Origin of the sequence: Bartonella sp. AP65SXKL, from assembly GCF_042195725.1 — a bacterium.
GTDB lineage: Bacteria > Pseudomonadota > Alphaproteobacteria > Rhizobiales > Rhizobiaceae > Bartonella.
This window is the reverse complement of sequence record NZ_JBHIOW010000008.1, coordinates 1-25,892: the sequence shown is the minus strand read 5'-3', so window position 1 is coordinate 25,892 and position 25,892 is coordinate 1. Positions and strand designations below refer to the sequence as shown.

The 25,892-nt window shown below is 39.8% G+C and carries 33 protein-coding genes; 1 reads left to right on the top strand and 32 read right to left on the bottom strand.

From position 1 onward, the window contains the following. The first annotated feature begins 139 nt into the window (after positions 1-139). Positions 140-1,921 (top strand): glucan ABC transporter ATP-binding protein/ permease, encoded by a 1,782-nt coding sequence (locus tag ACFIMP_RS06145; protein ID WP_375686134.1) that lies wholly within the window; start codon positions 140-142, stop codon positions 1,919-1,921. Between the two features lie 1,248 nt (positions 1,922-3,169). Here the strand turns inward: ACFIMP_RS06145 and alaS are convergent. The 32 genes from alaS to ACFIMP_RS05985 all read right to left on the bottom strand — a co-directional run. Beyond that, complete coding sequence (gene alaS, locus ACFIMP_RS06140) at positions 3,170-5,836, bottom strand: alanine--tRNA ligase (protein ID WP_375686133.1); 2,667 nt, start codon at positions 5,834-5,836, stop codon at positions 3,170-3,172. A gap of 202 nt (positions 5,837-6,038) precedes the next feature. Beyond that, positions 6,039-7,082: a recombinase RecA gene (gene recA, locus ACFIMP_RS06135; RefSeq protein WP_273791424.1), complete on the bottom strand. Its 1,044-nt coding sequence runs from the start codon at positions 7,080-7,082 to the stop codon at positions 6,039-6,041. 967 nt (positions 7,083-8,049) lie between these two features. Further along, positions 8,050-9,375 carry a replication-associated recombination protein A gene (locus ACFIMP_RS06130; protein ID WP_375613137.1) on the bottom strand — a complete coding sequence of 442 codons (1,326 nt, stop codon included), beginning with the start codon at positions 9,373-9,375 and terminating at the stop codon, positions 8,050-8,052. 9 nt (positions 9,376-9,384) lie between these two features. Continuing rightward, positions 9,385-10,779, bottom strand: a complete 1,395-nt coding sequence (locus tag ACFIMP_RS06125) for a DegQ family serine endoprotease (RefSeq protein ID WP_375686132.1) — start codon at positions 10,777-10,779, stop codon at positions 9,385-9,387. Between the two features lie 267 nt (positions 10,780-11,046). Next, positions 11,047-11,475, bottom strand: a complete 429-nt coding sequence (gene rplQ / locus ACFIMP_RS06120) for a 50S ribosomal protein L17 (protein WP_273791421.1) — start codon at positions 11,473-11,475, stop codon at positions 11,047-11,049. 24 nt (positions 11,476-11,499) lie between these two features. Further along, on the bottom strand, positions 11,500-12,513 hold the full coding sequence (locus tag ACFIMP_RS06115; RefSeq protein WP_375611485.1) for a DNA-directed RNA polymerase subunit alpha: 1,014 nt from the start codon (positions 12,511-12,513) through the stop codon (positions 11,500-11,502). A gap of 94 nt (positions 12,514-12,607) precedes the next feature. Further along, complete coding sequence (gene rpsK / locus ACFIMP_RS06110) at positions 12,608-12,997, bottom strand: 30S ribosomal protein S11 (protein ID WP_007347762.1); 390 nt, start codon at positions 12,995-12,997, stop codon at positions 12,608-12,610. A gap of 115 nt (positions 12,998-13,112) precedes the next feature. Continuing rightward, on the bottom strand, positions 13,113-13,481 hold the full coding sequence (gene rpsM, locus ACFIMP_RS06105; protein WP_026500557.1) for a 30S ribosomal protein S13: 369 nt from the start codon (positions 13,479-13,481) through the stop codon (positions 13,113-13,115). Between the two features lie 182 nt (positions 13,482-13,663). Beyond that, positions 13,664-14,242: an adenylate kinase gene (locus ACFIMP_RS06100; RefSeq protein ID WP_375632413.1), complete on the bottom strand. Its 579-nt coding sequence runs from the start codon at positions 14,240-14,242 to the stop codon at positions 13,664-13,666. Next, positions 14,239-15,585 (bottom strand): preprotein translocase subunit SecY, encoded by a 1,347-nt coding sequence (gene secY, locus ACFIMP_RS06095; RefSeq protein ID WP_375611483.1) that lies wholly within the window; start codon positions 15,583-15,585, stop codon positions 14,239-14,241. The genes ACFIMP_RS06100 and secY overlap by 4 nt, the downstream gene beginning before the upstream one ends. A 161-nt stretch (positions 15,586-15,746) precedes the next feature. Continuing rightward, on the bottom strand, positions 15,747-16,214 hold the full coding sequence (gene rplO / locus ACFIMP_RS06090) for a 50S ribosomal protein L15 (RefSeq protein ID WP_375613141.1): 468 nt from the start codon (positions 16,212-16,214) through the stop codon (positions 15,747-15,749). 20 nt (positions 16,215-16,234) lie between these two features. Further along, complete coding sequence (rpmD, locus tag ACFIMP_RS06085) at positions 16,235-16,441, bottom strand: 50S ribosomal protein L30 (protein ID WP_375611481.1); 207 nt, start codon at positions 16,439-16,441, stop codon at positions 16,235-16,237. A gap of 31 nt (positions 16,442-16,472) precedes the next feature. After that, positions 16,473-17,021, bottom strand: coding sequence for a 30S ribosomal protein S5 (rpsE, locus tag ACFIMP_RS06080; RefSeq protein ID WP_015856574.1), 549 nt, complete (start codon positions 17,019-17,021; stop codon positions 16,473-16,475). A 111-nt stretch (positions 17,022-17,132) separates the two neighbouring features. After that, positions 17,133-17,495: a 50S ribosomal protein L18 gene (rplR, locus tag ACFIMP_RS06075; protein ID WP_273791414.1), complete on the bottom strand. Its 363-nt coding sequence runs from the start codon at positions 17,493-17,495 to the stop codon at positions 17,133-17,135. A gap of 12 nt (positions 17,496-17,507) precedes the next feature. Next, entirely contained in the window at positions 17,508-18,041 is a 534-nt protein-coding gene (gene rplF, locus ACFIMP_RS06070) for a 50S ribosomal protein L6 (RefSeq protein WP_273791413.1), read from the bottom strand. Between the two features lie 39 nt (positions 18,042-18,080). Continuing rightward, the gene (gene rpsH, locus ACFIMP_RS06065; RefSeq protein WP_375613142.1) at positions 18,081-18,479 is read right to left on the bottom strand and encodes a 30S ribosomal protein S8; all 399 of its coding nucleotides are present in this window, start codon (positions 18,477-18,479) and stop codon (positions 18,081-18,083) included. Positions 18,480-18,493: 14 nt separating this feature from the next. Next, positions 18,494-18,799, bottom strand: coding sequence for a 30S ribosomal protein S14 (gene rpsN, locus ACFIMP_RS06060; protein WP_273791412.1), 306 nt, complete (start codon positions 18,797-18,799; stop codon positions 18,494-18,496). 24 nt (positions 18,800-18,823) lie between these two features. Next, positions 18,824-19,381, bottom strand: coding sequence for a 50S ribosomal protein L5 (gene rplE / locus ACFIMP_RS06055; protein WP_375611477.1), 558 nt, complete (start codon positions 19,379-19,381; stop codon positions 18,824-18,826). Continuing rightward, the gene (rplX, locus tag ACFIMP_RS06050) at positions 19,374-19,688 is read right to left on the bottom strand and encodes a 50S ribosomal protein L24 (protein ID WP_015856579.1); all 315 of its coding nucleotides are present in this window, start codon (positions 19,686-19,688) and stop codon (positions 19,374-19,376) included. The genes rplE and rplX overlap by 8 nt, the downstream gene beginning before the upstream one ends. A gap of 12 nt (positions 19,689-19,700) precedes the next feature. After that, the gene (gene rplN, locus ACFIMP_RS06045) at positions 19,701-20,069 is read right to left on the bottom strand and encodes a 50S ribosomal protein L14 (RefSeq protein WP_004855715.1); all 369 of its coding nucleotides are present in this window, start codon (positions 20,067-20,069) and stop codon (positions 19,701-19,703) included. Between the two features lie 144 nt (positions 20,070-20,213). Further along, entirely contained in the window at positions 20,214-20,453 is a 240-nt protein-coding gene (gene rpsQ / locus ACFIMP_RS06040; RefSeq protein WP_012231991.1) for a 30S ribosomal protein S17, read from the bottom strand. 11 nt (positions 20,454-20,464) lie between these two features. Next, positions 20,465-20,665 carry a 50S ribosomal protein L29 gene (rpmC, locus tag ACFIMP_RS06035; protein WP_375606714.1) on the bottom strand — a complete coding sequence of 67 codons (201 nt, stop codon included), beginning with the start codon at positions 20,663-20,665 and terminating at the stop codon, positions 20,465-20,467. A gap of 14 nt (positions 20,666-20,679) precedes the next feature. After that, positions 20,680-21,093 (bottom strand): 50S ribosomal protein L16, encoded by a 414-nt coding sequence (gene rplP / locus ACFIMP_RS06030; RefSeq protein ID WP_375611475.1) that lies wholly within the window; start codon positions 21,091-21,093, stop codon positions 20,680-20,682. A gap of 36 nt (positions 21,094-21,129) precedes the next feature. After that, the gene (gene rpsC, locus ACFIMP_RS06025) at positions 21,130-21,840 is read right to left on the bottom strand and encodes a 30S ribosomal protein S3 (protein WP_273791408.1); all 711 of its coding nucleotides are present in this window, start codon (positions 21,838-21,840) and stop codon (positions 21,130-21,132) included. Next, positions 21,840-22,229 carry a 50S ribosomal protein L22 gene (gene rplV / locus ACFIMP_RS06020; protein WP_273791407.1) on the bottom strand — a complete coding sequence of 130 codons (390 nt, stop codon included), beginning with the start codon at positions 22,227-22,229 and terminating at the stop codon, positions 21,840-21,842. Before rplV ends, rpsC begins: the two co-directional genes overlap by 1 nt. Before the next feature lie 2 nt (positions 22,230-22,231). Beyond that, the gene (rpsS, locus tag ACFIMP_RS06015) at positions 22,232-22,510 is read right to left on the bottom strand and encodes a 30S ribosomal protein S19 (protein ID WP_004855734.1); all 279 of its coding nucleotides are present in this window, start codon (positions 22,508-22,510) and stop codon (positions 22,232-22,234) included. A 15-nt stretch (positions 22,511-22,525) separates the two neighbouring features. Continuing rightward, positions 22,526-23,359, bottom strand: coding sequence for a 50S ribosomal protein L2 (gene rplB, locus ACFIMP_RS06010; RefSeq protein WP_375611474.1), 834 nt, complete (start codon positions 23,357-23,359; stop codon positions 22,526-22,528). A 20-nt stretch (positions 23,360-23,379) separates the two neighbouring features. Next, positions 23,380-23,673 carry a 50S ribosomal protein L23 gene (locus ACFIMP_RS06005; protein WP_273723987.1) on the bottom strand — a complete coding sequence of 98 codons (294 nt, stop codon included), beginning with the start codon at positions 23,671-23,673 and terminating at the stop codon, positions 23,380-23,382. Next, positions 23,670-24,290: a 50S ribosomal protein L4 gene (rplD, locus tag ACFIMP_RS06000; RefSeq protein WP_375613145.1), complete on the bottom strand. Its 621-nt coding sequence runs from the start codon at positions 24,288-24,290 to the stop codon at positions 23,670-23,672. Before rplD ends, ACFIMP_RS06005 begins: the two co-directional genes overlap by 4 nt. A gap of 2 nt (positions 24,291-24,292) precedes the next feature. Further along, positions 24,293-25,030, bottom strand: a complete 738-nt coding sequence (gene rplC / locus ACFIMP_RS05995; protein ID WP_273791404.1) for a 50S ribosomal protein L3 — start codon at positions 25,028-25,030, stop codon at positions 24,293-24,295. Positions 25,031-25,057: 27 nt separating this feature from the next. Continuing rightward, a complete protein-coding gene (rpsJ, locus tag ACFIMP_RS05990; RefSeq protein WP_005773267.1) occupies positions 25,058-25,366 on the bottom strand; it encodes a 30S ribosomal protein S10 in 309 nt (102 codons plus the stop codon). 61 nt (positions 25,367-25,427) lie between these two features. Beyond that, the coding region (locus ACFIMP_RS05985; protein ID WP_375677724.1) for an EF-Tu C-terminal domain-related protein at positions 25,428-25,892 on the bottom strand (465 nt) is incomplete at its 5' end.

Sequence of the window (25,892 nt, the reverse complement as noted above, 5' to 3'; positions counted from 1 at the left end):
TTTAGTTGGTTTTATCACACCATATTACAGTTAGTATCCAAAATTTCCTTTTCTTAACGTCCAAATTTTATTAGCTAAAAACTAAGCGTTGTAAAAATCAACAGCCTTTACGCTTAATAGCGAATGGAGATAATTAACCGTGTCCTTATTCAAAACCTATGCACGTGTTCTCACTTACCTAAATAGAGAAAAAAATGCATCCCTTTTAATCTGTACCGCTAATGTTATATTAGCTATTATCACTATTGCAGAACCTATTTTATTTGGACAAGTTATTGATTCTATTACAGACAAAACAGCTATCATCCCTACTCTTGCCATTTGGGTTTGTTTTGGACTTTCACATATTATTGCTTATGTCCTTGTTGCTCGCGGTGCTGACCGCTTAGCCCATAGACGCCGCTTAACGGTTTTAACGGAATCTTTCGAACGTATCATTGCCATGCCTTTAATTTGGCATCAACAACGTGGAACTTCCAACGCACTCCATACACTTTTGCGCGCAATAGATTCCATGTCAACCATATGGCTTGATTTTATGCGCCAACATCTCTCAACGCTTGTCGCCTTATTGGTTCTCATCCCCATAGCGTTTAATATGAATTGGCGTCTTTCAATAGTCTTGGTTGTGCTTGCCATCATTTATGTATTAATTGCACGTTTAGTGATGCGAAAAACAAAAGACGGACAAGCCGCTGTAGAATGCTATCATCATAACCTTTTTAAACATGTCAGTGACTCAATCTCTAATGTTTCCATTGTACAAAGTTATAACCGAATAAAAGAAGAAACTTCCATACTGCATCAACATACAAATGCTCTTCTTAAAGCACAAAATCCTGTTCTCAATTGGTGGGCGCTCGCCAGTGGCTTAAATCGAATGGCTTCAACAATTTCAATCGTTTGTGTTCTTCTCCTTGGAGCTTTTTTTGTTGCAAAAGATCAATTACGAGTAGGTGAAGTCGTTGCTTTTGTTGGATTTGCACAACTCATGATTAGCCGCCTAGACCAAATGAGCAATTTTATTAATTGTGCAATATCCTCACAAGCAAAACTGCAAGAATTTTTTGAAATGGAAGACTCAACCTTTCATATTAACGAACCGCAAAATCTTCCTTCCCTCCAAAATGTTAAAGGCGCCATACAATTTCATCACGTGACCTATCAATTCCAAAATTCTTCTCAAGGTGTTTTTGATATTTCCTTTGAAGTTAAAGCAGGACAAACTGTTGCGATTGTAGGACCAACAGGGGCTGGAAAAACAACATTGATCAATCTGTTGCAGCGCGTATACGACCCTACCCTTGGGCATATCTCCATTGATGGAATAAATATATGCTCAATCAATCGCGAATCTTTACGCAAATCTCTAGCAACAGTATTTCAAGACTCGGGTCTTTTCAACCGTACTATTCATGACAATATTTCAATAGGAAAAGCGAGCGCAACAAATGAAGAACTTTATGAAGCAGCAAAAATAGCAGAAGCTCACGATTTTATTCTAAAAAAAGCTGATTGTTATAACACAATGGTGGGCGAACGAGGATCTCAATTATCAGGTGGAGAAAAACAGCGACTAGCAATTGCACGCGCTGTTTTAAAAAATGCCCCTATTCTCATTCTAGATGAAGCAACAAGCGCTCTTGATGTTGAAACAGAGGCACGTGTCAAAGATGCTCTCGATTGCATAAGCCATAACCGCACTACTTTTATTATAGCACATCGCCTCTCAACAGTACGCAATGCTGATGTGATACTCTTTCTGGATCATGGTCACTTAATGGAAAAAGGAAACTTTCAAGAATTGATCGATAAAGGGGGACGTTTCTCTAATTTTTTAAAGGCAAGTGGTTTAACAATCAAACCACCAGAAAGAGAAGGAGAAAATGTTATTCCCTTACATGAAGCCATAGCTTCATAAAAACGATACTCTTCATAGATCTTATGCAAAAAATGCCTCTTCAATACAATAAGAGTGCTTATATATGATACAAGTAAAAAGATTTCTAAAAATGCCACAATCCATTTTAGGTATTTAAGAAAAATATTAAAACAGTTTAGTATTTTCTCTGCTATTGCAATTTTACTAGATTAGAACAAAAATATTTTCCTATATCTGTGCATATTGACGAGTATACATTCTCATTTAGGGAAAATGTAAAGGTAAAAACAATTTCCAGTTTTACCGTCTTCTTTTTACTCAGCTTTACGAATTTCAAAACGAACTAAAGAAATATCTTTTAAATAATGAATATTATGTATTGCTTTGCACTTTTGTTTATCACGTTCTTTATAGTCCTCTCATAAAGAACAGAACATCATTGTTTTGCACATTCATATGACTTTTTTAAGAAACATTTTTCAATGCTCTTAAGCCCATTTCACAACGACATTCGTGAGTGGTTTTGATTAATTTAACATACACAGAATTTGAAATAATAAAACCCTACGAATATTCGTAGCTCTTGTTCAAAAGATAAAACGATAAATTATCATTATAATTCAATATATTAAAGCAATTTCATCATAAATAAATTAGATGTTAATCTAAATATTTAGATTTATGTTATATTCCTTTGATTTATATTGATAATTCATTACTTTATAACTTAAAATAAAGATTTATAAAGATAGGAGAATATTCCTTTCAAGACCTTTTAATAATAAACCAAAAAACTGTTTTCTTGTACATAACAAGCAAAATGAAAATAATAGCTCTAAGATACAACAACTCTTTTATAAACCTTTTCAAGGAAAGAAATTTTATTCATTTGAATAACTAATCGAATAATGATAGCTTATAACTTTATAAGGATAATCGTATGCAATAAATCTTGTATTTTTCCTTTCATAAAAAGAGATGTTTCTTCAAAAAATCTATAAGAGCAACACAATAACTAGTCTTCCTAGTAAAAGAATACACAGTAAAGCATGAAGTGCTGCATAATCTATCTTATCTTAAAAAGGTGACTCCTGAAACGCTTGGAAGCTATAAAGCCAAATGATAAAGTGGTGATAAAGACAAACACTGTCTTTATCTTTACAATTGTATTTTCCCCAATTACGCTGTATCTGCATTTCAGAAATACACCAGACAGATATTCATGATACATAGATGCCAACCAAATATAACAATGTGAAAAATACCTATGCAGAATGATTTCATTCTTTAATTTTTTTCAAGAAAATCTTTTAGTGCCGCAAATGCCTCATCAGCTTTGTTCCCCTCAGGACCACCAGCCTGCGCCATATCAGGACGGCCACCTCCACCTTTACCACCAAGCATCGCTGAAAGAATACGAACGAGATCTACAGCATTTAATTTATCCGTTAAATCATCCGTAACACCGACAACAGCACTCCCTTTTCCATCCTCCGAGACACTAATAAAAGCAACCACTCCAGATCCAATTTGTTTTTTCTCAGAATCGACGAGCGCCTTAAGATCCCGTGGTAAAATATTTTTAACAACGCGTCCGGTAAAAGAAAACCCATTGATGATGATAATATCATCTTGGCTCCTTTCTGTTATTCCACCACTCAACATCATTTTCTTGCGTACATCATTCAATTCTTTTTCAAGTTTACGACGATCATCAAGCAAAATTCGCACCCGTTCTTCCACACCAGCAGAAGAAGTTTTTAAAAGATCAGCGATTTCATGAATACGTTCATCTTGGCGGCTAAGATAAAGACGTGCTTCTTTGCCTGTTAAAGCTTCAATACGCCGCACTCCAGCTGAAACAGAACTTTCAGAAACAATATGAATTAAACCAATATCACCTGTTCGCTCCACATGTGTCCCTCCACAAAGCTCAATTGACCAACGCTTTTTTAATCTTTCCTGTTCAAGTGGCTCCCCCATAGAAACAACGCGAACTTCATCACCATATTTTTCACCAAACAATGCCATGGCTCCTTCAGAAATGGCCTCATCTACAGCCATGAGGCGCGTTATTACTTTACTATTTTGCAAAATAATCTCATTGGCTAAATCTTCTATTTTTTTCAACTCTTTTGGTGAAACGGATTTTGGATGGGAAAAATCAAAACGCAACCGATCTGGCGATACAAGAGAACCCTTTTGTGTAACATGGTCCCCCAATGTTTGGCGTAAAGCTTCGTGTAACAAATGAGTAGCAGAGTGATTCGCACGAATTTTCTTACGACGAACAATATCAACCGTTAATTCTACACAATCAGACCTCGATGCCTGACCAGATTTCACCTCCCCAATATGGATAAAAACACCATCACCCTTTCTTTGGGTATCATGCACCTTAAAAATAAAATTTTCACCAGAAATGATACCGCTATCACCAATTTGCCCACCAGATTCACCATAAAAAGGTGTCTGATTAACAACAAGCATAGCTTTCTGATCTGAAGAAATATGATCAACAATTTTACCATCACATACAAGAGCTGTAAGAATACCTTTCGCTGTCTCAGTTTCATAACCTAAAAACTCTGTGGCCCCCACTTGATCACGAACAGAAAACCAGATTTTCTCTGTTACAGCTTCTCCAGAACCAGACCAATTGGCACGTGCTTCCTCTTTTTGGCGTTCCATCGCTTTATCAAAAGCACCAACGTCAACAGATATTCCGCGACGACGAAGAACATCTTGCGTCAAATCAAGCGGAAAACCATAGGTATCATAAAGTTTGAAAGCAACTTCACCATTCAAATAGTCTCCTTCTTTAAGATCGGTACTTGCTTCGTTCAACAAACCAAGTCCTCGTTCAAGCGTTTTACGAAAACGTATTTCTTCTAACCTTAAAGTTTCTGAAATCAAAGATTCAGCACGTGTCAACTCAGGATAAGCTTGTCCCATTTCGCGAATTAAAGCAGTCAAAAGTCGCCACATTAAGGGCTCTTTAGCACCAAGAAGATGCGCATGACGCATAGCACGACGCATAATACGACGTAAAACATATCCTCTTCCTTCATTAGAAGGAAGCACACCATCAGCAATCAAAAATGCAGATGAGCGAAGATGATCAGCAATGACACGATGGCTGGCAATAAAATCACCCTTTGCCTCAATCCCTGTAATTTCTTCTGATGCAGCAATTAATGCACGAAAAAGATCAATATCATAATTATCATGAACGCCCTGTAAAACAGCAGCAATACGCTCTAACCCCATACCGGTATCAATAGAAGGATGAGGTAAGTTAACACGTTCTTCCTTGGAAACTTGCTCATATTGCATAAAAACAAGATTCCAAATCTCAATAAAGCGATCCCCATCTTCATTAGCACTTCCAGGAGGACCGCCCCATATTTCATCACCATGATCATAAAAAATCTCCGAACAAGGCCCACAAGGGCCTGTTTCTCCCATCGACCAAAAATTATCAGCCGTCGCAATACGAACAATTTTTTCATCTGGAAGACCTGAAATTTTACGCCACAGTTCAGCAGCAACATCATCACTCTGATAAACTGTCACCAACAATTTATCTTTTGGCAGGCAAAATTCCTTTGTTAAAAGATTCCATGATAAAAAAATAGCTTCTTCTTTGAAATAATCACCGAAAGAAAAATTACCCAGCATTTCAAAAAATGTATGATGGCGCGCCGTATAACCAACATTATCAAGATCATTATGCTTTCCACCCGCACGAACACATTTTTGTGCCGTTGTTGCCTGCGTATAAGAAGGTTGTTCAAGTCCAGTAAAAACATTTTTAAACTGCACCATCCCTGCATTTGTAAACATAAGTGTAGGATCATTCCGCGGAACAAGCGGACTAGAAGAAAGAACTTTATGCCCATTACGATGAAAATAATCCAAAAATGTTGACCGAATATTATTAACACTATTCATGTTGACACCTGCTCAATACAGCACAAAACCATAAAAGAAAAATCCCCCCTCATTAAATCCTCTTCGCCACGCATGGAGTCAATTTAATCAAAAATGGAATATTTGTTTTAAAAAATTGAGAAAAAAATGACTGCGTATTTAAAAACTCAAACAAAAAAACAGAAAAATCTTAAAGAAAAAAAATTATAGACGACCCCCCCCATCAAATGGCTTCATCACTTTCTATATTTTCTGACCCTGCATTTTCTAACAATTCAATCGCAATCAAACCAGCATTTTGGCGCAAAGCTGCTTCAATCTCTGTAGCTATTTCCACATGTTCACGTAAAAACTGCTTTGCATTCTCACGCCCCTGCCCTAAACGCTGAGAATTATAAGAAAACCATGCACCAGATTTTTCAACAACACCAACCTTGACACCCAAATCAATCAATTCACCTACTTTGGAAATACCTTCACCATAAATAATATCAAACTCAACCTGTTTGAATGGAGGTGCCAATTTATTTTTCACCACTTTAACGCGCGTCTGATTACCAACGATTGAATCCCTATCTTTAATGGATCCAATGCGACGAATATCTAAACGAACAGAAGCATAAAACTTTAAAGCGTTTCCACCCGTTGTCGTTTCAGGAGAACCAAACATCACACCAATTTTCATGCGAATTTGATTAATAAAAACAACCATACAGTTAGAGCGAAAAATTGCTGCGGTTAATTTTCGTAACGCTTTACTCATTAACCGAGCTTGCAATCCGGGCAAAGCATCACCCATTTCACCGTCAATTTCTGCTCGCGGTGTTAAAGCTGCGACAGAATCCACAACAAGCACATCAACGGCACCAGAACGAACCAACGTTTCTGTAATTTCCAATGCCTGTTCACCGGTATCTGGCTGAGAAATGAACAAGTTTTCTAAATCAACACCAAGCTTACGCGCATAAATAGGATCAAGCGCATGCTCTGCATCAATAAAAGCACAAATCCCACCACCTTTCTGTGCCTCAGCAATAGCATGGAGAGCCAATGTTGTTTTCCCAGAACTTTCTGGTCCATAAATCTCAACAATACGCCCCTTCGGTAATCCACCAATCCCTAAAGCAATATCCAAGGATAACGACCCTGTTGGAATTGTTTCAATTTCAACAACCTGCTCTTTTTGCCCAAGACGCATAATCGAGCCTTTACCAAAAGAACGTTCAATTTGTGAGAGAGCAGCATCGAGAGCTTTTGTTTTATCCACGATTATATCCTTGACCGAATTCATAATAACCTAAAACTTTAGTGTATACTGTCTTTTAATTTAACTAAAGGCTTGAGTTTAGAGTTTCACAGACTATTTCCATTCCTATCTCCACATTATGTCCATAAACATTCATGGCCATCACAATAAAGAATTGGCATTGCTTATCTTATGACACATAATAAACTCCAATAAAGTAATATCTCTATGGGAGCATAGTTAACATATTTATATCTCTCTAGAAAAGGAACAATTTAATTTTAAACACAATGTTCTACAACCCTTCTGCTTATCCCTTTGATTAAATACTTGAGAGACTAAGAATTCTCCCGCTATTGATCACACAAAAAACGCATCATCAATCAACCTCATACCCTATTGCATCGAAGAACAAAACGCTATTGTGTTGCATATTCATGCACTTGATTTAAGAAACATCTCTCAAAACTTCCAAGCTCATTTTGTGACAATACCTATGAATGTGGTATACTGCAAAACCCTTTAGGCACCACCATCTTTACTCTATAGAAGGAGCAAGCCGGCACCATCACACTATTTATCATCCTCCAATATTGCAACAGCTCTCGGCACTTGAGACAATTCATAGGAGGGATTTTTAGTCCTTTCTTGTACAGTTTTTATCACACGCTAATCCTGCTTGTAACATGCAAGCGAATAACTTGATTGCTTCAACAAATAACAGACTTGGGATGAGAGAAATTTACGGTATTTGAAACTTTCATTCAACTTACGAAACAGTCAATTATCATTATAAGTCAATATATTATTTAATAAAACCAAAAAAAATAAAGCAGCTTAAAAGTTGAATGATATATTTAAATTTGAAAAAATATGCACTTTTGAAGATATCAAAAAAATCTCTACAAGCAATGCAATAAATTGTTTAAAATATAAGCTAAATTTCTCATACAATAACATAAGAGATCAATAAAAAACGTATTTCAACTCAAATTTTATTTTGATCTTTACGTTTTTTGCGCAACTGTTGCCACCACTCAAGACGTTTCACAATTTCACGCTCAAAACCACGCTCAACTGGTTTATAATAACTCTGACGTCCAAGTTTTTCGGGAAAATATTCTTGTCCTGAAAAAGCATCTGGTTCATCATGGTCATAACAATAACCACTTCCATACCCTTCTTCCTTCATAAATTTCGTAGGAGCATTAAGAATATGCTTAGGAGGTGGTAAAGAGCCATTTTTGCGTGCACAACGCAGTGCTGCTTTATACGCAAGATATGCTGCATTTGACTTTGGCGCAGTTGCAACATAAAGACATGCTTGCGCCAAGGCCAACTCTCCTTCTGGTGATCCTAAATAATCATAGGCATCTTTTGCTGCATTACAAATGACAAGAGCTTGAGGATCCGCCAAACCAATATCTTCAACGGCCATACGAACCAATCTTCGCCCAATATAGAGAGGATCTTCACCAGCATCCAACATACGTGCCAAATAATAAAGCGCAGCATCAGGATCAGATCCACGAACGGATTTATGCAACGCTGAAATGAGATTATAATGCCCATCTCGTCCTTTATCATAAATAGGCGCACGACGCTGAATAACTTTTTGCAAAGCAACAACATCAAGAATCTCTCCCAATGGCGCAATAGACCAAACTTCCTCTGCCAATGTTAACGCAACCCGCGCATCACCATCAGACATCTCTATCAAAACGTCTCTGGCATCATTATCCAAGGGAAGAGTTTTTCCCTCCACTTCTTCAGCACGCCTCAAAAGCATGTCCAAACTTTCATGATCATGAGAAAGAAATGTTAAAACACGTGCACGCGAAAGAAGGGCAGCATTCAGTTCAAAAGAAGGATTTTCGGTTGTTGCACCTATAAGTACCACAGTACCCTCTTCCATCACAGAAAGAAAACTATCCTGCTGTGCACGATTAAACCGATGAATTTCATCAACAAAGAGAAGTGTTTTATCCCCAGATATAAAACGCCTCTGCGCAACTTCAAAAATCTTTTTAAGTTCAGAAACTCCTGTAAAAATAGCAGAAACCTGTTCAAACGCGAAATTTGTTTCAAGGGCTAACAAACGTGCAACGGTCGTTTTTCCCGTCCCTGGAGGTCCCCAAAAAATCATCGATCCAATTGAGCCTGTTGCCGCCATACGTGAAAGCAAACCATCCTCTCCAATCAAATGCTTTTGTCCCACAACATCATTGAGAGAACAAGGGCGCATTCTTTCTGCAAGTGGCTGATTTTTATTAACTTGAAAATCAAACGACGAAGTAAAAAAATCTTTCTTCAAAAAAAAACCTCAACGAATAAATTGGCGAATATACATACCATCACGTTCATATTCCAATTGCCACATATTTGAGCGACCTTGCATAAGAACCTTTTTCAACTGATGAACTGTTTGAATTTTATGGCCATTTACAACACGTAGAATATCTCCTGACTGAAAAATTCCAGCTGCATTGCTCATTTCGTCAAGATTGGTAATCACAACCCCTTTTGCAGATATAGGAAGATGAAAACGTCGACTATTTTGCGGTGTTAAATCTAACACCTCAGCACCAGCAAGAGGACTGTCACCCGTAATTTTTTCAGATTTTAAAAATGCAGTTTCTGATATTGATGAAACTGTTATTTGTGTTTTTAAAGTTTTTCCACTTCGTAAATATTCCAAGGCAAGACTATGCTCAACGTCAGCTGTCATCAAACGATAACCAAGACTATCTGGACTGTCAACGCGTACCCCCTGCACACTCAAAATAACATCACCTACTTTCAATCCAGCTTTTTCAGCAGGACTATCTTTGATAACTTCAATAATCAGAGCACCATAGGGACGTTCTAAACCTAAACCACCAGCAATATCAGCTGTAACATTTTGAAAAGAAGCCCCAATATAAGGCGGCACAAAATATTTTCCACCGCGTTTAACAGTATCAAGCATCACTTTTACAAGATTAACTGGAATAGCAAAACCAATCCCTACAGAACCACCGGAACGCGAATAGATAGCCGTATTAATTCCGATTAACTGACCTTTCATATCAATTAAAGCGCCACCAGAATTCCCTGGATTAATGGCTGCGTCTGTTTGAATAAAAAAGTCAAAATCAGAAATCCCAACACGTGTACGCGCTTGCGCTGAAACAATACCACTTGTAACTGTTTGACCAACACCAAAGGGATTACCAATAGCAAGAACAAGATCACCAACTTCAACAGTATCAGAATTTCCCAAAGAAAGAGCCGGAAATTGAGCATCTTTTTCCTTAACTTCAAGAATTGCAATATCAGTTGCTTCATCTTTGAGCACGACCTTACTCTCAAACTCCCGTCCATCAGAAAAAGCCACTTTAATTTCGCTTGCATCTTTAATGACGTGGTAATTTGTAACGATCAAACCACGTGCATCAACAATCACCCCTGATCCTAATGACGATTGCTTACGAACAGGAAATTTATTTTGAAAACGACCAAAAAATTGCTCAAAAAATGGATCGCCTTCAAAAGGTGATCGAGCTCTAATTTGTCGAGCTGCATAAATATTTACAACAGATGGAACTGTCTTTTTAACTAAAGGAGCAAATGAAAGGGTGATTTCTGTTTGTGTTTGAGGAACATGAGCATATACATGATCAAATGATATCTGCATCATAATTGCAAAAAAAATCCGCACCCAAAAAGAATACCTCATAATCCACTCCTTATAAAATCAGCACATTCTGTTGAAGATTAATAGAATAAAAAAACGTATCCCCGCAAATTAAGGACCTCTATTAATATTTCATAATAGAGAATAAAAACAACCTATTTGAACAATAAATATTATAAAAATAAGATAATTCAATATTCTATAATTTTCTCTCTGCACCTATTTCTCAACTAAAACAAACTTAAAAATGCTCACAAAAAAACCGCCCAAGACAAGGCGGCCTTTAAAAATCCAACAGAATAAAAAACTCTACGAAGATGTTCCCTTTTCATTCTCAGAAGCTTCCATGCGAGCACGATCCCCAGCACCCTTCGCTTCAACATCACGATCAACAAATTCTATAACAGCCATGGGCGCATTATCACCGGTACGAAACCCCGCTTTCATAATACGCAAATACCCACCGTTGCGTGATGCATAACGTGGCGCAAGCGTATCAAATAATTTTGCAACCTTTCCTGCATCACGAAGTGCTGCAATAGCTTGCCGACGCGCATGCAAACCACCACGCTTACCAAGAGTAACGAGTTTTTCAACAATAGGACGAATTTCTTTAGCCTTTGGAAGCGTTGTCACAATCTGCTCATGCTCGATCAACGAAGTTGCCATATTTGCAAACATCGCTTTACGGTGACTGGCAGTACGGTTCAACTTGCGTCCTGACTTACTATGGCGCATAAGCCCTCTCCTTAAATTCTAATTTTAATATTGATCTTCATAACGTTTTGCAAGATCATCAATGTTTTCAGGCGGCCACGCAGGAATCTCCATCCCAAGATGTAAACCCATACACGCCAAAACTTCTTTAATCTCATTCAACGATTTGCGACCAAAATTCGGTGTCCGAAGCATTTCAGATTCTGTTTTTTGAATCAGATCACCAATATAAACAATATTATCATTCTTAAGACAGTTTGCCGAACGAACTGAAAGTTCTAATTCATCCACTTTTTTGAGAAGTGCAGGATTAAAAGAAAGCTCAGAATCAGCCTCTTCAACAGGCTCCTTCTGTGGCTCTTCAAAGTTAATAAATAACGATAATTGATCCTGAAGAATGCGTGCTGCAAAAGCAACAGCATCCTCACCATTAACAGCACCGTTTGTTTCAATCGTGAGCGTTAATTTATCATAATCGAGAACTTGACCTTCGCGTGTATTTTCTACTTTATAAGATACCTTACGGATAGGTGAATAAAGACTATCAATTGGAATAAGCCCTATACGTGCATCATCAACACAATTACGATCAGATGGCACATACCCCTTTCCTGTGTTGACAATAAATTCCATACGAATTTCAGCTTCTTCATCAAGAGTACAAATAACATGATCTGGATTTAGAATTTCCATATCCCCAACTGTACTGATATCTCCCGCTTTCACGACACCAGGCCCCTCTTTATAAACGACGACACGTTTAGGCCCTTCTTCTTCCATACGAAGCGCAATTTCTTTTATATTCAGAATAATATCCGTAACATCCTCACGCACACCTGGAATCGATGAAAATTCGTGCAAAACACCGTCAATCTGCACAGCAGTAATAGCAGCACCACGAAGCGAAGATAACAAAACGCGACGAAGCGCATTTCCTAACGTTAAACCAAAACCACGCTCAAGAGGTTCAGCAATCACACTTATAATATTTGGATTATCATGTGCACATGATTCAACCTTATTGGGTTTAATAAGTTCCTGCCAGTTTTTCTGGATCATATTTTTATTCCCGTTCTTTAGTTCCGTTACCATTCAATCGTAACGACCAATGTGAACATCAGAGAAATCTCCGACAACAAAAAACAACACCCAATTAAACACGCCGCCTTTTCCGCGGACGACATCCATTATGAGGAATTGGTGTTACATCGCGAATAGAAGTAATGACAAAACCAACAGATTGCAATGCACGTAAAGCAGATTCACGCCCTGATCCAGGTCCACAAACTTCAACTTCCAAAGAACGCATACCATGCTCTTGCGCTTTTCTTGCACAATCCTCCGCAGCAACTTGAGCAGCAAAAGGTGTCGATTTACGCGCACCTTTAAACCCCTGAGCTCCCGCAGATGACCAAGCAATTGCATTACCCTGAGCATCAGTAATAGTAATCATTGTGTTATTAAATGTTGAATTAATATGCACAACACCCGATGAAATATTTTTACGTTCGCGACGACGAACACGTGTGGCTTCCTTGGCCATAATTTCCCTTTCAACGATCTCATCACTGCCGTAACATCAGCAGCTCCACCTTTTTTCCTTGCCAAAAAAAATCAAACAAGAAAAAGAATATATAAAAAACCTCCCACAAAGGCCCTTATTTCTTCTTACCGGCGATTGCCTTAGCCGGACCTTTACGTGTACGGGCATTCGTATGTGTACGCTGTCCTCGGACAGGCAAAGACCGGCGATGACGCAATCCTCGATAACAACCAAGATCCATCAAACGCTTAACATTCATAGCAACCTCACGACGAAGATCACCTTCAACTTGATACCCCTGATCTATTGCCTCACGAATCTGCAGCACCTCAGCATCTGAAAGCTCATGCACACGACGCCCCAAAGGAATGCCAACTCTTTCAATAATTTCTTGAGCAAATTTTGGTCCAATCCCGTGGATATATTGAAGCGCAATAATTACACGCTTATTTGTCGGGATATTGACGCCAGCAATACGAGCCACGCCTACTCTCCTTAGTTATTTTGACAAATTGTTATAAAATACCTGATATACTTTACAGAAAAAAATAGACTCAGAAAAAAAATTCTTCCGAATCCTATTATTTCACTAAAATAAATTAAATTCACTTTTGATAGATTTCATCTCAAAAGTCAACTCTTTTCATTTATTTCTAAAAAAAAATCTCATGAAAGAAACCCTCTAATCATACGTGTCACTTCAGCAACACCAATCATTCCATCAATAACCTTCAACATTCCCCTCTCTGAATAAAATTTTGATAAGGGAGCTGTTTTTTCACGATATTCTACTAATCTTTTTGCAAAAGCAACAGGATTGTCATCTAAACGAACCTGTCCACCAGTCGCTATTGTTTCCTCAACGCGCTTCTTCATACGTTCAATCAACACGTCTTCATCAACACACAATTCAATAACAGCATTAAGCCGCATATTTTTTGAATCCAGTATCTGTTGCAACGCTTCTGCTTGCCCCACAGTTCGCGGATATCCATCCAAAACAAAACCGTTTACACAATCAGCTTCATCAATCCGATCTGATACGATTTGATTAACAATACTATCAGGTACCAAAGCACCAGAACTTATAATAGCTTTAGCTTTTTTACCAATCTCCGTTTCTTTGGCAATCACCTCACGCAACATATCCCCTGTTGATAAATGAGGAATGTTATATTCCTCAGTCAACATTTTTGCTTGCGTACCTTTTCCCGCTCCAGGAGGACCTAAAAGAATAACTCTCATCGATTCCTTCTACCTCCACGAAGTTTTGATTTTTTTATCAACCCTTCATATTGGTGGGCAACAAGATGCCCCTGAATTTGAGCAACCGTATCAAGTGTAACAGTAACAACAATCAACAAGGATGTTCCCCCAAGATAAAAAGGAACCTGTAATGCAGATATCATAAATTCAGGTAACAAACAAACCAAGATAATATAAATAGCGCCCACAACAGTAATACGCGTCAAAACGTAATCAATATATTCGGCTGTACGCTCACCTGGACGAATCCCTGGAATAAAACCAGAATGTTTTTTCAACTGATCTGCAGTATCACTTGGATTAAACACAATAGCTGTATAAAAAAAGCAAAAAAACGCCATTAAAAATGCATAAACAATCATATAAAGTGGCTGTCCATGACCAAGAGCATAAGAAATCTCCTGAACCCATTGTGGCATTTTATCAGAAAAATTATTAATAGTGGCAGGTAATAATAATAAAGATGAAGCAAAAATAGGTGGAATAACACCAGCAGTATTCAATTTTAAAGGAAGATGCGACATATCTCCTTGAAACATTTGATTACCGACCTGACGTTTCGGGTATTGGATAAGAATTCGTCGTTGCGCACGCTCTATAAAAACAATAAGCCCAATAACCAAAACAGCAATAAGAACGATTCCTATTAAAAGAAAAGTTGATAAATCAGCCTGACTATGAGCTGTCAAAAGCTGAGCAAAAGTAGAAGGAAAGTTGGCTACAATCCCTGTAAAAATGATAAGAGAAACCCCATTACCAATACCACGTGACGTAATTTGCTCGCCAAGCCACATAAGAAACATCGTTCCGCCAACAAGCGTAATAACAGAAGAAATACGAAACATAAGACCTGGTTCTAAAACAATTTGAAGCCCCGACCCTATACCGCTTTCAAGCGCAACCGCAATACCAAAAGCTTGTAGAATTGCCAATACGACTGTTACATAACGCGTATATTGATTGATAATCTTACGACCTAAATCCCCTTCTTTTTTAAGAGTTTCCAAAGAAGGAATAATAGATGTTAACAATTGCACAATAATAGATGCAGATATATAAGGCATGATACCCAGCGCAAAAATAGCCATACGCCCAACGGCACCTCCAGCAAACATATTAAAGAGTCCTAATACACCCGACGCGTGATGTTCAAATGTTTGCCGCAAAGCATCGATATTGATACCTGGAAGAGAGATGTAAGTGCCAAAACGATATACAAGAAGCGCCAACAGAGTAAACCAGATGCGCTTCTTTAATTCAGTTGCACGCGAAAAGGTGCCGAAATTTATATTGGAAGCAAATTGCTCTGCTGCTGATGCCATAAAACGTCTCCACTTTACACTCCAGTTCTTCAAATCACAGAAGTATAATCCTAAAATTCATATATGCATACACAAACAAATGCAGAACTTAAACAATTCTCCACAAAAGATCCCACAAAACAGATATTATTCTTCTTTAGGTCTCTATTCATATCAAAAAATTATCGAGCAATATCAGGAAGAATAACCTGGCCACCCACTTTTTCAATCTTAACACGAGCAGCTTGTGAAGCACCAGAAACATGAAAGGTAATCTTAGCCTTCAAATCACCATCAGAAAGAAGACGAACCCCATCTTTTTCACGACGAATAATACCAGCCTCTTTCAAAGAAACCATATCAACAGGCTTTTCAATATTCAACTTACCTGCATCAACTGCCAACTGAATACGTCCTAGTGAAACTTCATTGTAGGTTTTAGCAAAGAAATTCCTAAATCCACGTTTTGGCAAACGACGATAGATGGGCATTTGCCCACCTTCAAAACCATTAAGGGAAACACCAGAACGTGACTTTTGCCCTTTTACACCACGACCACCAGTCTTACCCGTACCGGAACCAATACCACGCCCAACACGCTTACGATTTTTTGTTGCGCCTTCGCAATCACGCAGTTCATTGAGTTTCATATCTAATACTCCCGCAACCCTTAACCTTCATCTATAACGCGAACAAGATGCCGAACCCGAGCAATCATACCCCGCACACAAAGTGTATCATCTAAAACGCGCCGACGACGCATTTTATTTAGTCCAAGCCCCTTTAAGGTTGCACGCTGAATCTGTGAGTTTCGAATAGGGCTTCCAATTTGTTCCACCGTCACAGTTTTACCACTCTGAGATTTTTTCTGAACCATTTCCTAATTCCTTTTCTGATAATCTCAGAAACTACCCTTCTAGGTCGACTAAATGGCGACGACGCGCCTGCAAAGTCGAATACTTTATACCACGTTGAGCAGCAATATCTCTAGGATGCATTTGATGTTTCAATGCATCAAATGTTGCACGAACCATGTTATAAGGATTCGACGACCCTAGTGATTTTGCAACGACATCCTGCATACCAAGAGCTTCAAAAATAGCACGCATCGGTCCCCCAGCAATAATACCAGTACCAGCAGAAGCCGAACGTAGCAAAACACGCCCAGCTCCGTGACGACCTTCAAGATCATGATGCAATGTACGCCCAGACCGAAGCGGAACATAAATCATCCCACGTTTCGCAGATTCCGTTGCTTTACGAACGGCTTCTGGAACTTCACGGGCTTTACCATGTCCAAAACCCACACGCCCTTTTTGATCTCCAACGACAACAAGAGCAGCAAAACCAAAACGCCGACCACCCTTTACAACTTTAGCAACACGATTGATATGAACGAGCCTATCGACAAATTCATTATCGCGTTCTTCTCTCTCACCACGTTCTTTTTGTGCCATTCCTCATTCCTTTTTCTTTTCCGGAAGCACGATAACAAAGTCCCTCATCAAACTGGAAGAACTTAAACGAAATACTCTAAACTCTCCTTACTCATTCATAAATAAGAAATTTTAGAAATTCAAACCACCTTCACGAGCAGCTTCAGCTAAAGCTTTGACGCGACCATGGTACACATACGCTCCACGATCAAAAACCACCTCATTAACACCCGCTTTCTTCGCACGCTCAGCAATTAACTTACCAACAGCAAAGGCCGCCTTTTTATCAGCACCACTCTTTAACGATTTTTTCAAATCACTTTCAAGAGTAGAGGCTGAAACAAGTGTACATCCCCGCAAATCATCGATAACTTGAGCATAAATGTTCTGATTTGAACGATAAACACTAAGCCGAGGACGATCATGAGAAACCATTTTAATTCTACGACGAACACGCCTTGCACGACGTTGGATAATGTCCTTAGATGAAACCATAATACAAAATCCTTATTTCTTTTTACCTTCTTTACGGAAGATACGTTCATCTGCATGCTTAACACCTTTACCTTTATAAGGCTCAGGCCTACGATACTCACGAATCTCCGCTGCAACTTGTCCAACTTGCTGTTTATCAATTCCAGAAACAACAATTTCCGTTGGCTTAGGAACAGTCACAGTAACACCCGACGGAACTTTATAAACCACATCATGCGAAAAGCCCAGAGATAGTTGAACATCCTTACCCTGCAAAGCAGCACGATAACCAACCCCATTAATCTCCAACCTCTTTTCAAAACCATCTTTCACACCACAAAAAATGTTCTCAATCATTGAGCGCGACATACCCCATTTAGAACGCGCATCTTTTGACTGATCCCGCGGCATAACTGATATGATATTCTCCTCAAGTTTGACTAAGACTTCATCATTGACGACGTAACTCAGCTCACCTTTTGGACCTTTTGCCTTAACCAGCTGTCCTTCAACAGTAGCAGTAACTCCAGAAGGAATTGAAATGGGTTTCTTTCCAATACGAGACATTGTTCTAACCTACTTTTTCTTCCGTTTTCTTGACATAACTTAGAAAACACGACAAAGGAGTTCTCCACCAACATTCTGTTCACGCGCCTCATGATCTGCCATGACGCCTTTAGGAGTCGATAAAATCGAAATACCAAGGCCATTTGCCACCTGAGGAAGTGACTTAGCAGAAACATACACACGACGCCCTGGCTTTGATACACGTGAAATCTCACGAATAGCAGCCAGCCCTTCAAAATACTTCAATTCGATTTCAATTTCAGCTTTCCCATCACCTAAATCAATTCGATTATATCCGCGAATATAACCTTCCGACTGAAGAACATCAAGAACGTGCGCACGAAGCTTCGAAGCTGGAGTAACTACTTTACCTTTTTTACGACCAAGTGCATTACGAATACGTGTTAGCATATCACCAAGAGGATCTGACATAGACATTAAATAATCTCCTCTTACCAACTAGACTTTACAATACCAGGAATATAGCCAATAGAGCCAAGCTCACGCAACGCAATTCGCGACATTTTTAATTTACGATAATAAGCCCTCGGACGACCTGAAACCTCACAGCGATTACGAATACGAACTTTCGAAGAATTACGCGGCAACTCTGCCAACTGAACAGAAGCTTTAAAACGTTCTTCAAGAGAAACCTTCTGATCCATAACTATTGCTTTCAAACGTGCACGACGGGCAGCATAGCGCTTTACCATCACCTCACGACGCTTATTTTTTTCAACGGCACTTACTTTGGCCATAATTTCACCTCACTACGTTTGCCGTTACGAACGAAAAGGAAAATTAAAAGCACGCAATAACTCACGAGCTTCATCATCCGTTTTTGCTGTCGTACAAACGATAATATCCATACCCCAAATTTGATCAACTTTATCATAGTTGATTTCTGGAAACACAATGTGTTCTTTAATACCCATAGCAAAATTGCCACGACCATCAAAACTCTTTGGATTTAAACCACGAAAGTCACGAACCCGCGGAAGAGCAATCGTCACAAGACGATCTAAAAACTCAAACATACGATCTTTACGCAATGTAACTTTAGCCCCAAGAGGCATTCCTTCACGAACCTTAAAGGTCGCAATAGAATTACGCGCACGCGTAACAACAGCCTTCTGACCCGTTATTAGCCCTAAATCCTCAGCGGCAAGGGAAGGCTTCTTCGAATCAGCAGTTGCTTCACCTATCCCCATATTTATTACAACTTTATCAATCCGCGGAATTTGCATCGCATTTCTGTAATTAAACTTCTCTTGAAGCACTTTACGAATCACTTCAAAATAATGCGCTTTCATACGCGGTATTTGTCTTTCCTCAGCCATTAATCAACTCTCCCGAACGCTTGGCAAAACGAACTTTATTACCATCTGCATTCATACGAAAGCCTACACGTGTAGGCTTACCATCTTTAGGATCAGCAATCGCCAAATTAGACAGATGAATCGGAGCTTCTTTAGAAATAATTCCAGCTTCTTGCTTCTGCGTTTGACGTTGATGACGTTTAATCATATTAATCCCACGAACAAAAGCCTTATTCTCTTTTGGACTAACCTTAATTACTTCACCACTACATCCTTTATCCTTACCGGACAAAACAACAACTTTATCACCTTTTCGAATCTTCTGCATAACATTTACTCCTTACAGAACTTCAGGAGCAAGCGAGATGATCTTCATATGATTCCTACCACGCAATTCACGGGGAACAGGTCCAAAGATACGAGTACCGATCGGCTCTTTTTTATTATCTACTAAAACCGCAGCATTACTATCAAAACGAATGACACTACCATCTGCGCGACGAATATCCTTAGCAGTACGAACCACAACAGCTTTCATAACATCACCTTTTTTAACACGGCCACGAGGAATTGCATCCTTAACCGAAACAACAATAATGTCACCGACCGAAGCATATTTCCGCTTTGAACCGCCTAACACTTTGATGCACATGACACGACGCGCTCCAGAATTATCAGCAACGTCGAGGTTTGTTTGCATCTGAATCATGACTGGCCACCTTCTCTTAACACATATATCCGATTGAATCTTTTACACACTCGGATTTGCCTGCCAAATAACGATAAAGTTATCGCCTTCAAATTTATCAATGATAACCACACTGTTAAATTCTAAAACAATAAGCTTAACTCATTACGCTACATTGTCTTTTACAACAATCCAACATTTATCTTTCGAAATTGGTCTAGATTCCTGAATAGAAACTTGATCCCCAATCTTGAATTGGTTGTTTTCGTCATGCGCTTTATAATTTTTAGACTGCCGAACAGTCTTCTTAAGAAGCGGATGAGAATAACGGCGTTCAACTTTGACAACAACAGTCTTATCACTTTTGTCGCTAATAACAACACCCTGCAAAACGCGTTTAGGCATCTCTTATTTCCTTAAACCTTACTTTCACTTATCTTTTGACGAAGAAAAGTTTTAATACGCGCAATATCACGACGAACTTGTCTAACGCGCGCAGTCTTTTCTAATTGACCTGTTGCTTTTTGAAAACGCAAATTAAATTGCTCTTTCTTTAACTTAGCCAATTCATCTTTCATTTGGTCGAGCGTTTGCGCCCGTAATTCTGTGGCTCTCATCGCTTATAACCTCATTATTCAGCAATACGCTGGATGAAACGCGTTTTTATAGGCAACTTTGCAGCACCCAATCTTAGTGCTTCACGTGCAACATCCTCCGGAACTCCATCAAGCTCAAACATGACGCGCCCAGGAGCAACACGTGCAGCCCAATAATCAACACTTCCCTTACCTTTACCCATACGAACTTCAGTCGGTTTAGATGTAACCGGAAGATCTGGAAAAATGCGAATCCACACACGACCAGAACGCTTCATATAACGTGTAATCGCACGACGCGCCGCTTCAATTTGACGAGCAGTAACCCGCTCCGGCTCAACAGCCTTCAAACCGTAGGCACCGAAATTCAAATCCGTACCACCCTTCGCAAAACCGTGAATACGGCCTTTGAACTGTTTACGGAACTTTGTGCGCTTTGGCTGCAACATTGTTCTCTACTCCAAATTTTAGTTCAATCTCAAAAACTAAGCATTTTCGCGGCGACGATTCGATGAAGAACCAGATTGATCAGCTTCCGTAGCACGACGTTCTGAAGCCATCGGATCATGCTCAAGAATCTCACCCTTAAAGACCCAAACTTTAATACCACAAATACCATAAGCGGTCTTAGCTTCTGCTGTACCGTAATCAACATCAGAACGCAAGGTATGAAGTGGAACACGACCTTCACGATACCATTCCATACGAGCAATTTCAGCACCACCAAGACGGCCAGAACAATTGATACGAATACCTTCCGCACCAAGACGCATAGCAGACTGAACAGCACGCTTCATTGCACGACGAAAAGCAACACGACGCTCTAACTGTTGAGCAATTGATTGCGCAATAATTGTCGCATCAATCTCCGGTTTACGAATCTCCACAATATTCAATGAAGTTTCAGCATCCGTCATTTCTGAGAGTTTACGACGAAGCTTTTCGATATCAGCACCCTTTTTACCAATAATCAAACCAGGACGTGCAGAATGAATTGTAATACGACACTTTTTATGAGGACGCTCAATAACAACCTTAGAAATAGCCGCCTGTTTAAGTTCCTCAAGCACATATGAACGAATTTTCAAATCTTCATGAAGAAGGCGCCCATATTCACCACTATCAGCATACCAACGAGAGTCCCAAGTCCGATTAACACCAAGACGAAGTCCTATTGGATTGATCTTCTGCCCCATTACGCGGCCTCCACTTTTTCGGTAACTTCACGAACAATAACAGTAAGATGCGAAAATGGACGTTCAATTCTACTAGCACGCCCTCGACCACGAACATGAAAGCGCTTCATCACTATCGACTTACCAACATAAGCTTCCGCCACAACAAGCGAATCAATATCAAGATCGTGGTTATTTTCTGCATTTGCAATTGCTGATTCAAGCGTTTTTTTCACAGTAGCAGCAATTCGCTTGCGTGAAAACATCAAATCAGCGAGCGCTACATTAACTCTTTTACCACGAATCATTGCAGCAACTAAATTAAGCTTCTGCGGACTAACACGAATTGTCCGCGTGACAGCTCTTGCTTCATTATCTTTAAGCTGGCGCGAAACTTTAGCTTTTCCCATTCCTACTTCCTCTTCGCTTTCTTATCGGCACCATGACCATAATAAGTCCGGGTAGGAGCGAACTCACCAAACTTATGCCCAACCATCTCTTCAGAAACAGAAACAGGAATATGCTTATTACCGTTGTAAACACCAAAAGTTAAACCAACAAATTGCGGTAAAATAGTAGAGCGACGACTCCATATTTTTATAACTTCGTTGCGCCCACTTGCACGTACCTTCTCTGCTTTACCAAGAAGATAGCCGTCAACAAACGGACCTTTCCACACTGAACGAACCACCTCAGACTACCTTTCTCATTTCTTGCGTTGATGACGCGTACGCATAATAAATTTATCAGTGGCTTTATTGGAGCGCGTACGCTTACCTTTCGTAGGTTTACCCCAGGGAGAAACTGGATGGCGCCCCCCCGATGTACGACCTTCACCACCACCGTGTGGATGATCAACGGGGTTCATAGCAACACCACGAACATGTGGACGTTTACCACGCCAACGTGACCGCCCCGCCTTACCATCATTAATATTCCCATGATCAGGATTTGAAACAGCGCCAACAGTTGCAAAACAGCTACTCGGAACCAAACGCTGCTCACCAGAATTTAAACGAAGAATAGCCATACCATGATCTCGTCCAACCAACTGCGCATAAGCACCTGCTGAACGTGCAATCTGTCCGCCTTTCCCTGGCTTCATCTCAACATTATGAATAATTGTACCTACAGGCATATTAGCAAGAGGCATAGCATTACCTGGTTTAACATCCACATTTAAACCAGCCATAACAGAATCACCAACACCAAGACGCTGTGGTGCAAGAATATAACTCAATTGCCCATCCTCATAGCGGATTAAAGCAATAAAAGCGGTACGATTAGGATCGTATTCTAAACGCTCAACCTTTGCTGAAACATCACGTTTAAGACGCTTAAAGTCGACAAACCGATAACTACGTTTATGTCCACCACCCTGAAAACGAGCAGTAACACGACCGCGATTATTACGTCCACCCTTTGAAGACAAACCTTCAGTTAACATCTTTACAGGTTTTCCCTTATAAAGACAAGAACGTTCCACAATAACAAGCTGACGCTGCCCAGGTGTCGTTGGATTAAACTGCTTAAGTGCCATTATTCCTATCTCCGAGCCTCTTAAAGACCTGTCGAAACGTCGATAGTCTGACCACTGGCCAGAGTTACGATCGCTTTTTTGACATCACTCTGCCGACCAACTATACCTTTGAAACGCTTCACTTTACCCTTACGGACTATCGTGTTAACTGCTTTAACTTTTACGCTAAAAAGCGCTTCAATAGCAGCCTTAATCTCAGGCTTCGTCGCTTTCGGCGCGACATTAAAAGCAACTTGATTATATTCAGAAATCATAGTCGCCTTTTCAGTAATAACTGGACTAATAATTATATCATAATGGCGAAGATCTGTCATTTAAAACGCTCCTCAAGAGCCTCAACAGCTGCTTTTGATAAAACAAGTTTGCTGCGACGCAAAATATCATAAACATTAATTCCCTGAATAGGCAAAATGTCAATATTAGGGATATTAGAGGCTGCACGAAAAAAGTTAATATCAATCTCTTTACCATCAATCAAGAGAGCGTTATTAAATCCAAGCTTAGAAAAATGAGAAACAAGCATTTTCGTTTTAGCATCCTTAACAGTCAACTCATCCACAATAATTAAATCTTTTGCTTTTAATTTTGCAGATAAAGCAAGACGTAACCCAAGAGCACGAATCTTTTTAGGAAGATCATGCGCATGGCTACGAACCACCGGTCCATGTGCCTTACCCCCACCCCTAAACTGCGGTGCACGTGCAGATGAATGTCGAGCACGCCCAGTTCCTTTCTGTTTAAACATTTTTGCCCCTGTTCGCGACACATCAGAACGACCTTGGGATTGATGACTTCCCTGCTGACGACGTGCAAGCTGCCAACGAACAACACGTTGCAAAATATCCTCACGCGGAACAAGATCAAAAATAGCTTCAGAAACCTTTAATTTGCCAGCTTCATTACCATCAAGAGTTTTAATTACAAGATCCATTATTAGGCTCCCTCAACCTCAGAGGTTTCCGTCACCGGAGTAACCATTTCCGCTTTCTCCTTCACAAGACGGCGAATACCAGCAGGCTTTGGAGCATTATCAGGAAGACGCTTCTTCACAGCATCCCGTATCAAAATCCAAGAACCTTTAGAACCAGAAACAGCACCACGCACTAAAATTAAACCACGCTCACTATCAGTGGAAATAACTTCAATATTCTGTGTTGTTACACGCACTTGCCCCATATGGCCAGCCATTTTTTTACCTTTAAAAACTTTACCAGGATCTTGGCACTGCCCTGTAGAACCATGAGCACGATGTGTAATCGAATTACCATGAGAAGCACGATGTCCACCAAAGTTATGTCGTTTCATAACACCAGCAAACCCCTTACCAATACTGGTACCAGTCACATCAACTCTTTGTCCTGGAACAAAATGTTCCACTGTAATCTCAGTACCAACATCAAGAAGATTGTCGGGACTCACACGAAACTCTGCTATTTTGGCTTTAGGCTCAACAGAAGCCTTAGCAAAATGTCCACGAAGAGCTTGTGAAGTATTCTTAACCTTAGCAAAGCCTACACCTAATTGAACAGCAGTATAACCATTCTTTTCAACTGTACGCTGAGCAACGACTTGACAATTCTCCAAACGAAGTACCGTCACCGGCACATGCTCACCAGCATCATTATAAATACGGGTCATGCCCAGCTTCTGTGCTATTACACCTGAACGCATCGGGTCTGTTCCTTCTGTCCTCAAACCTCAGAGCTTAATTTCTACATCCACACCAGCAGAAAGATCGAGCTTCATAAGCGCATCCACTGTTTGCGGCGTTGGATCAACAATGTCAAGAAGACGCTTATGTGTTCGCATCTCAAACTGCTCACGACTTTTCTTATCGATATGCGGTCCACGATTGACCGTAAACTTCTCAATCCGCGTCGGAAGCGGAATGGGACCACGGACATTTGCACCGGTACGTTTAGCAGTCGATACGATCTCACGCGTCGACGTATCAAGAATTCTATGATCAAACGCTTTCAAGCGAATGCGAATATTCTGACTGTTCATGCTCTTTATTTCCCTGTTATACAAAGTGCCTTCAATAATCAAAGCACTCAACAAGCATTATTTATTCAATGATCTTAGAGACGATACCGGCACCAACAGTACGACCACCTTCACGAATAGCAAAACGAAGTTTCTCTTCCATCGCTATCGGAACGATCAACGAAACATCCATCGCAACATTGTCACCTGGCATAACCATTTCCGTTCCTTCTGGAAGCGTAACAATACCTGTAACATCCGTCGTACGGAAGTAAAACTGAGGGCGATAATTCGTGAAAAATGGTGTATGACGCCCACCTTCATCTTTTGTCAAAATGTAAGCTTCTGCTTTAAAACGTGTATGAGGTGTAACGGATCCTGGCTTTGCCAATACTTGACCACGCTCAATCCCTTCACGATCAACACCACGTAGCAGAGCCCCTATATTATCACCCGCTTGACCTTGATCCAAAAGCTTGCGGAACATTTCAACGCCTGTAACCGTCGTCTTAGACGTTGGACGAATACCGATAATCTCGATTTCCTC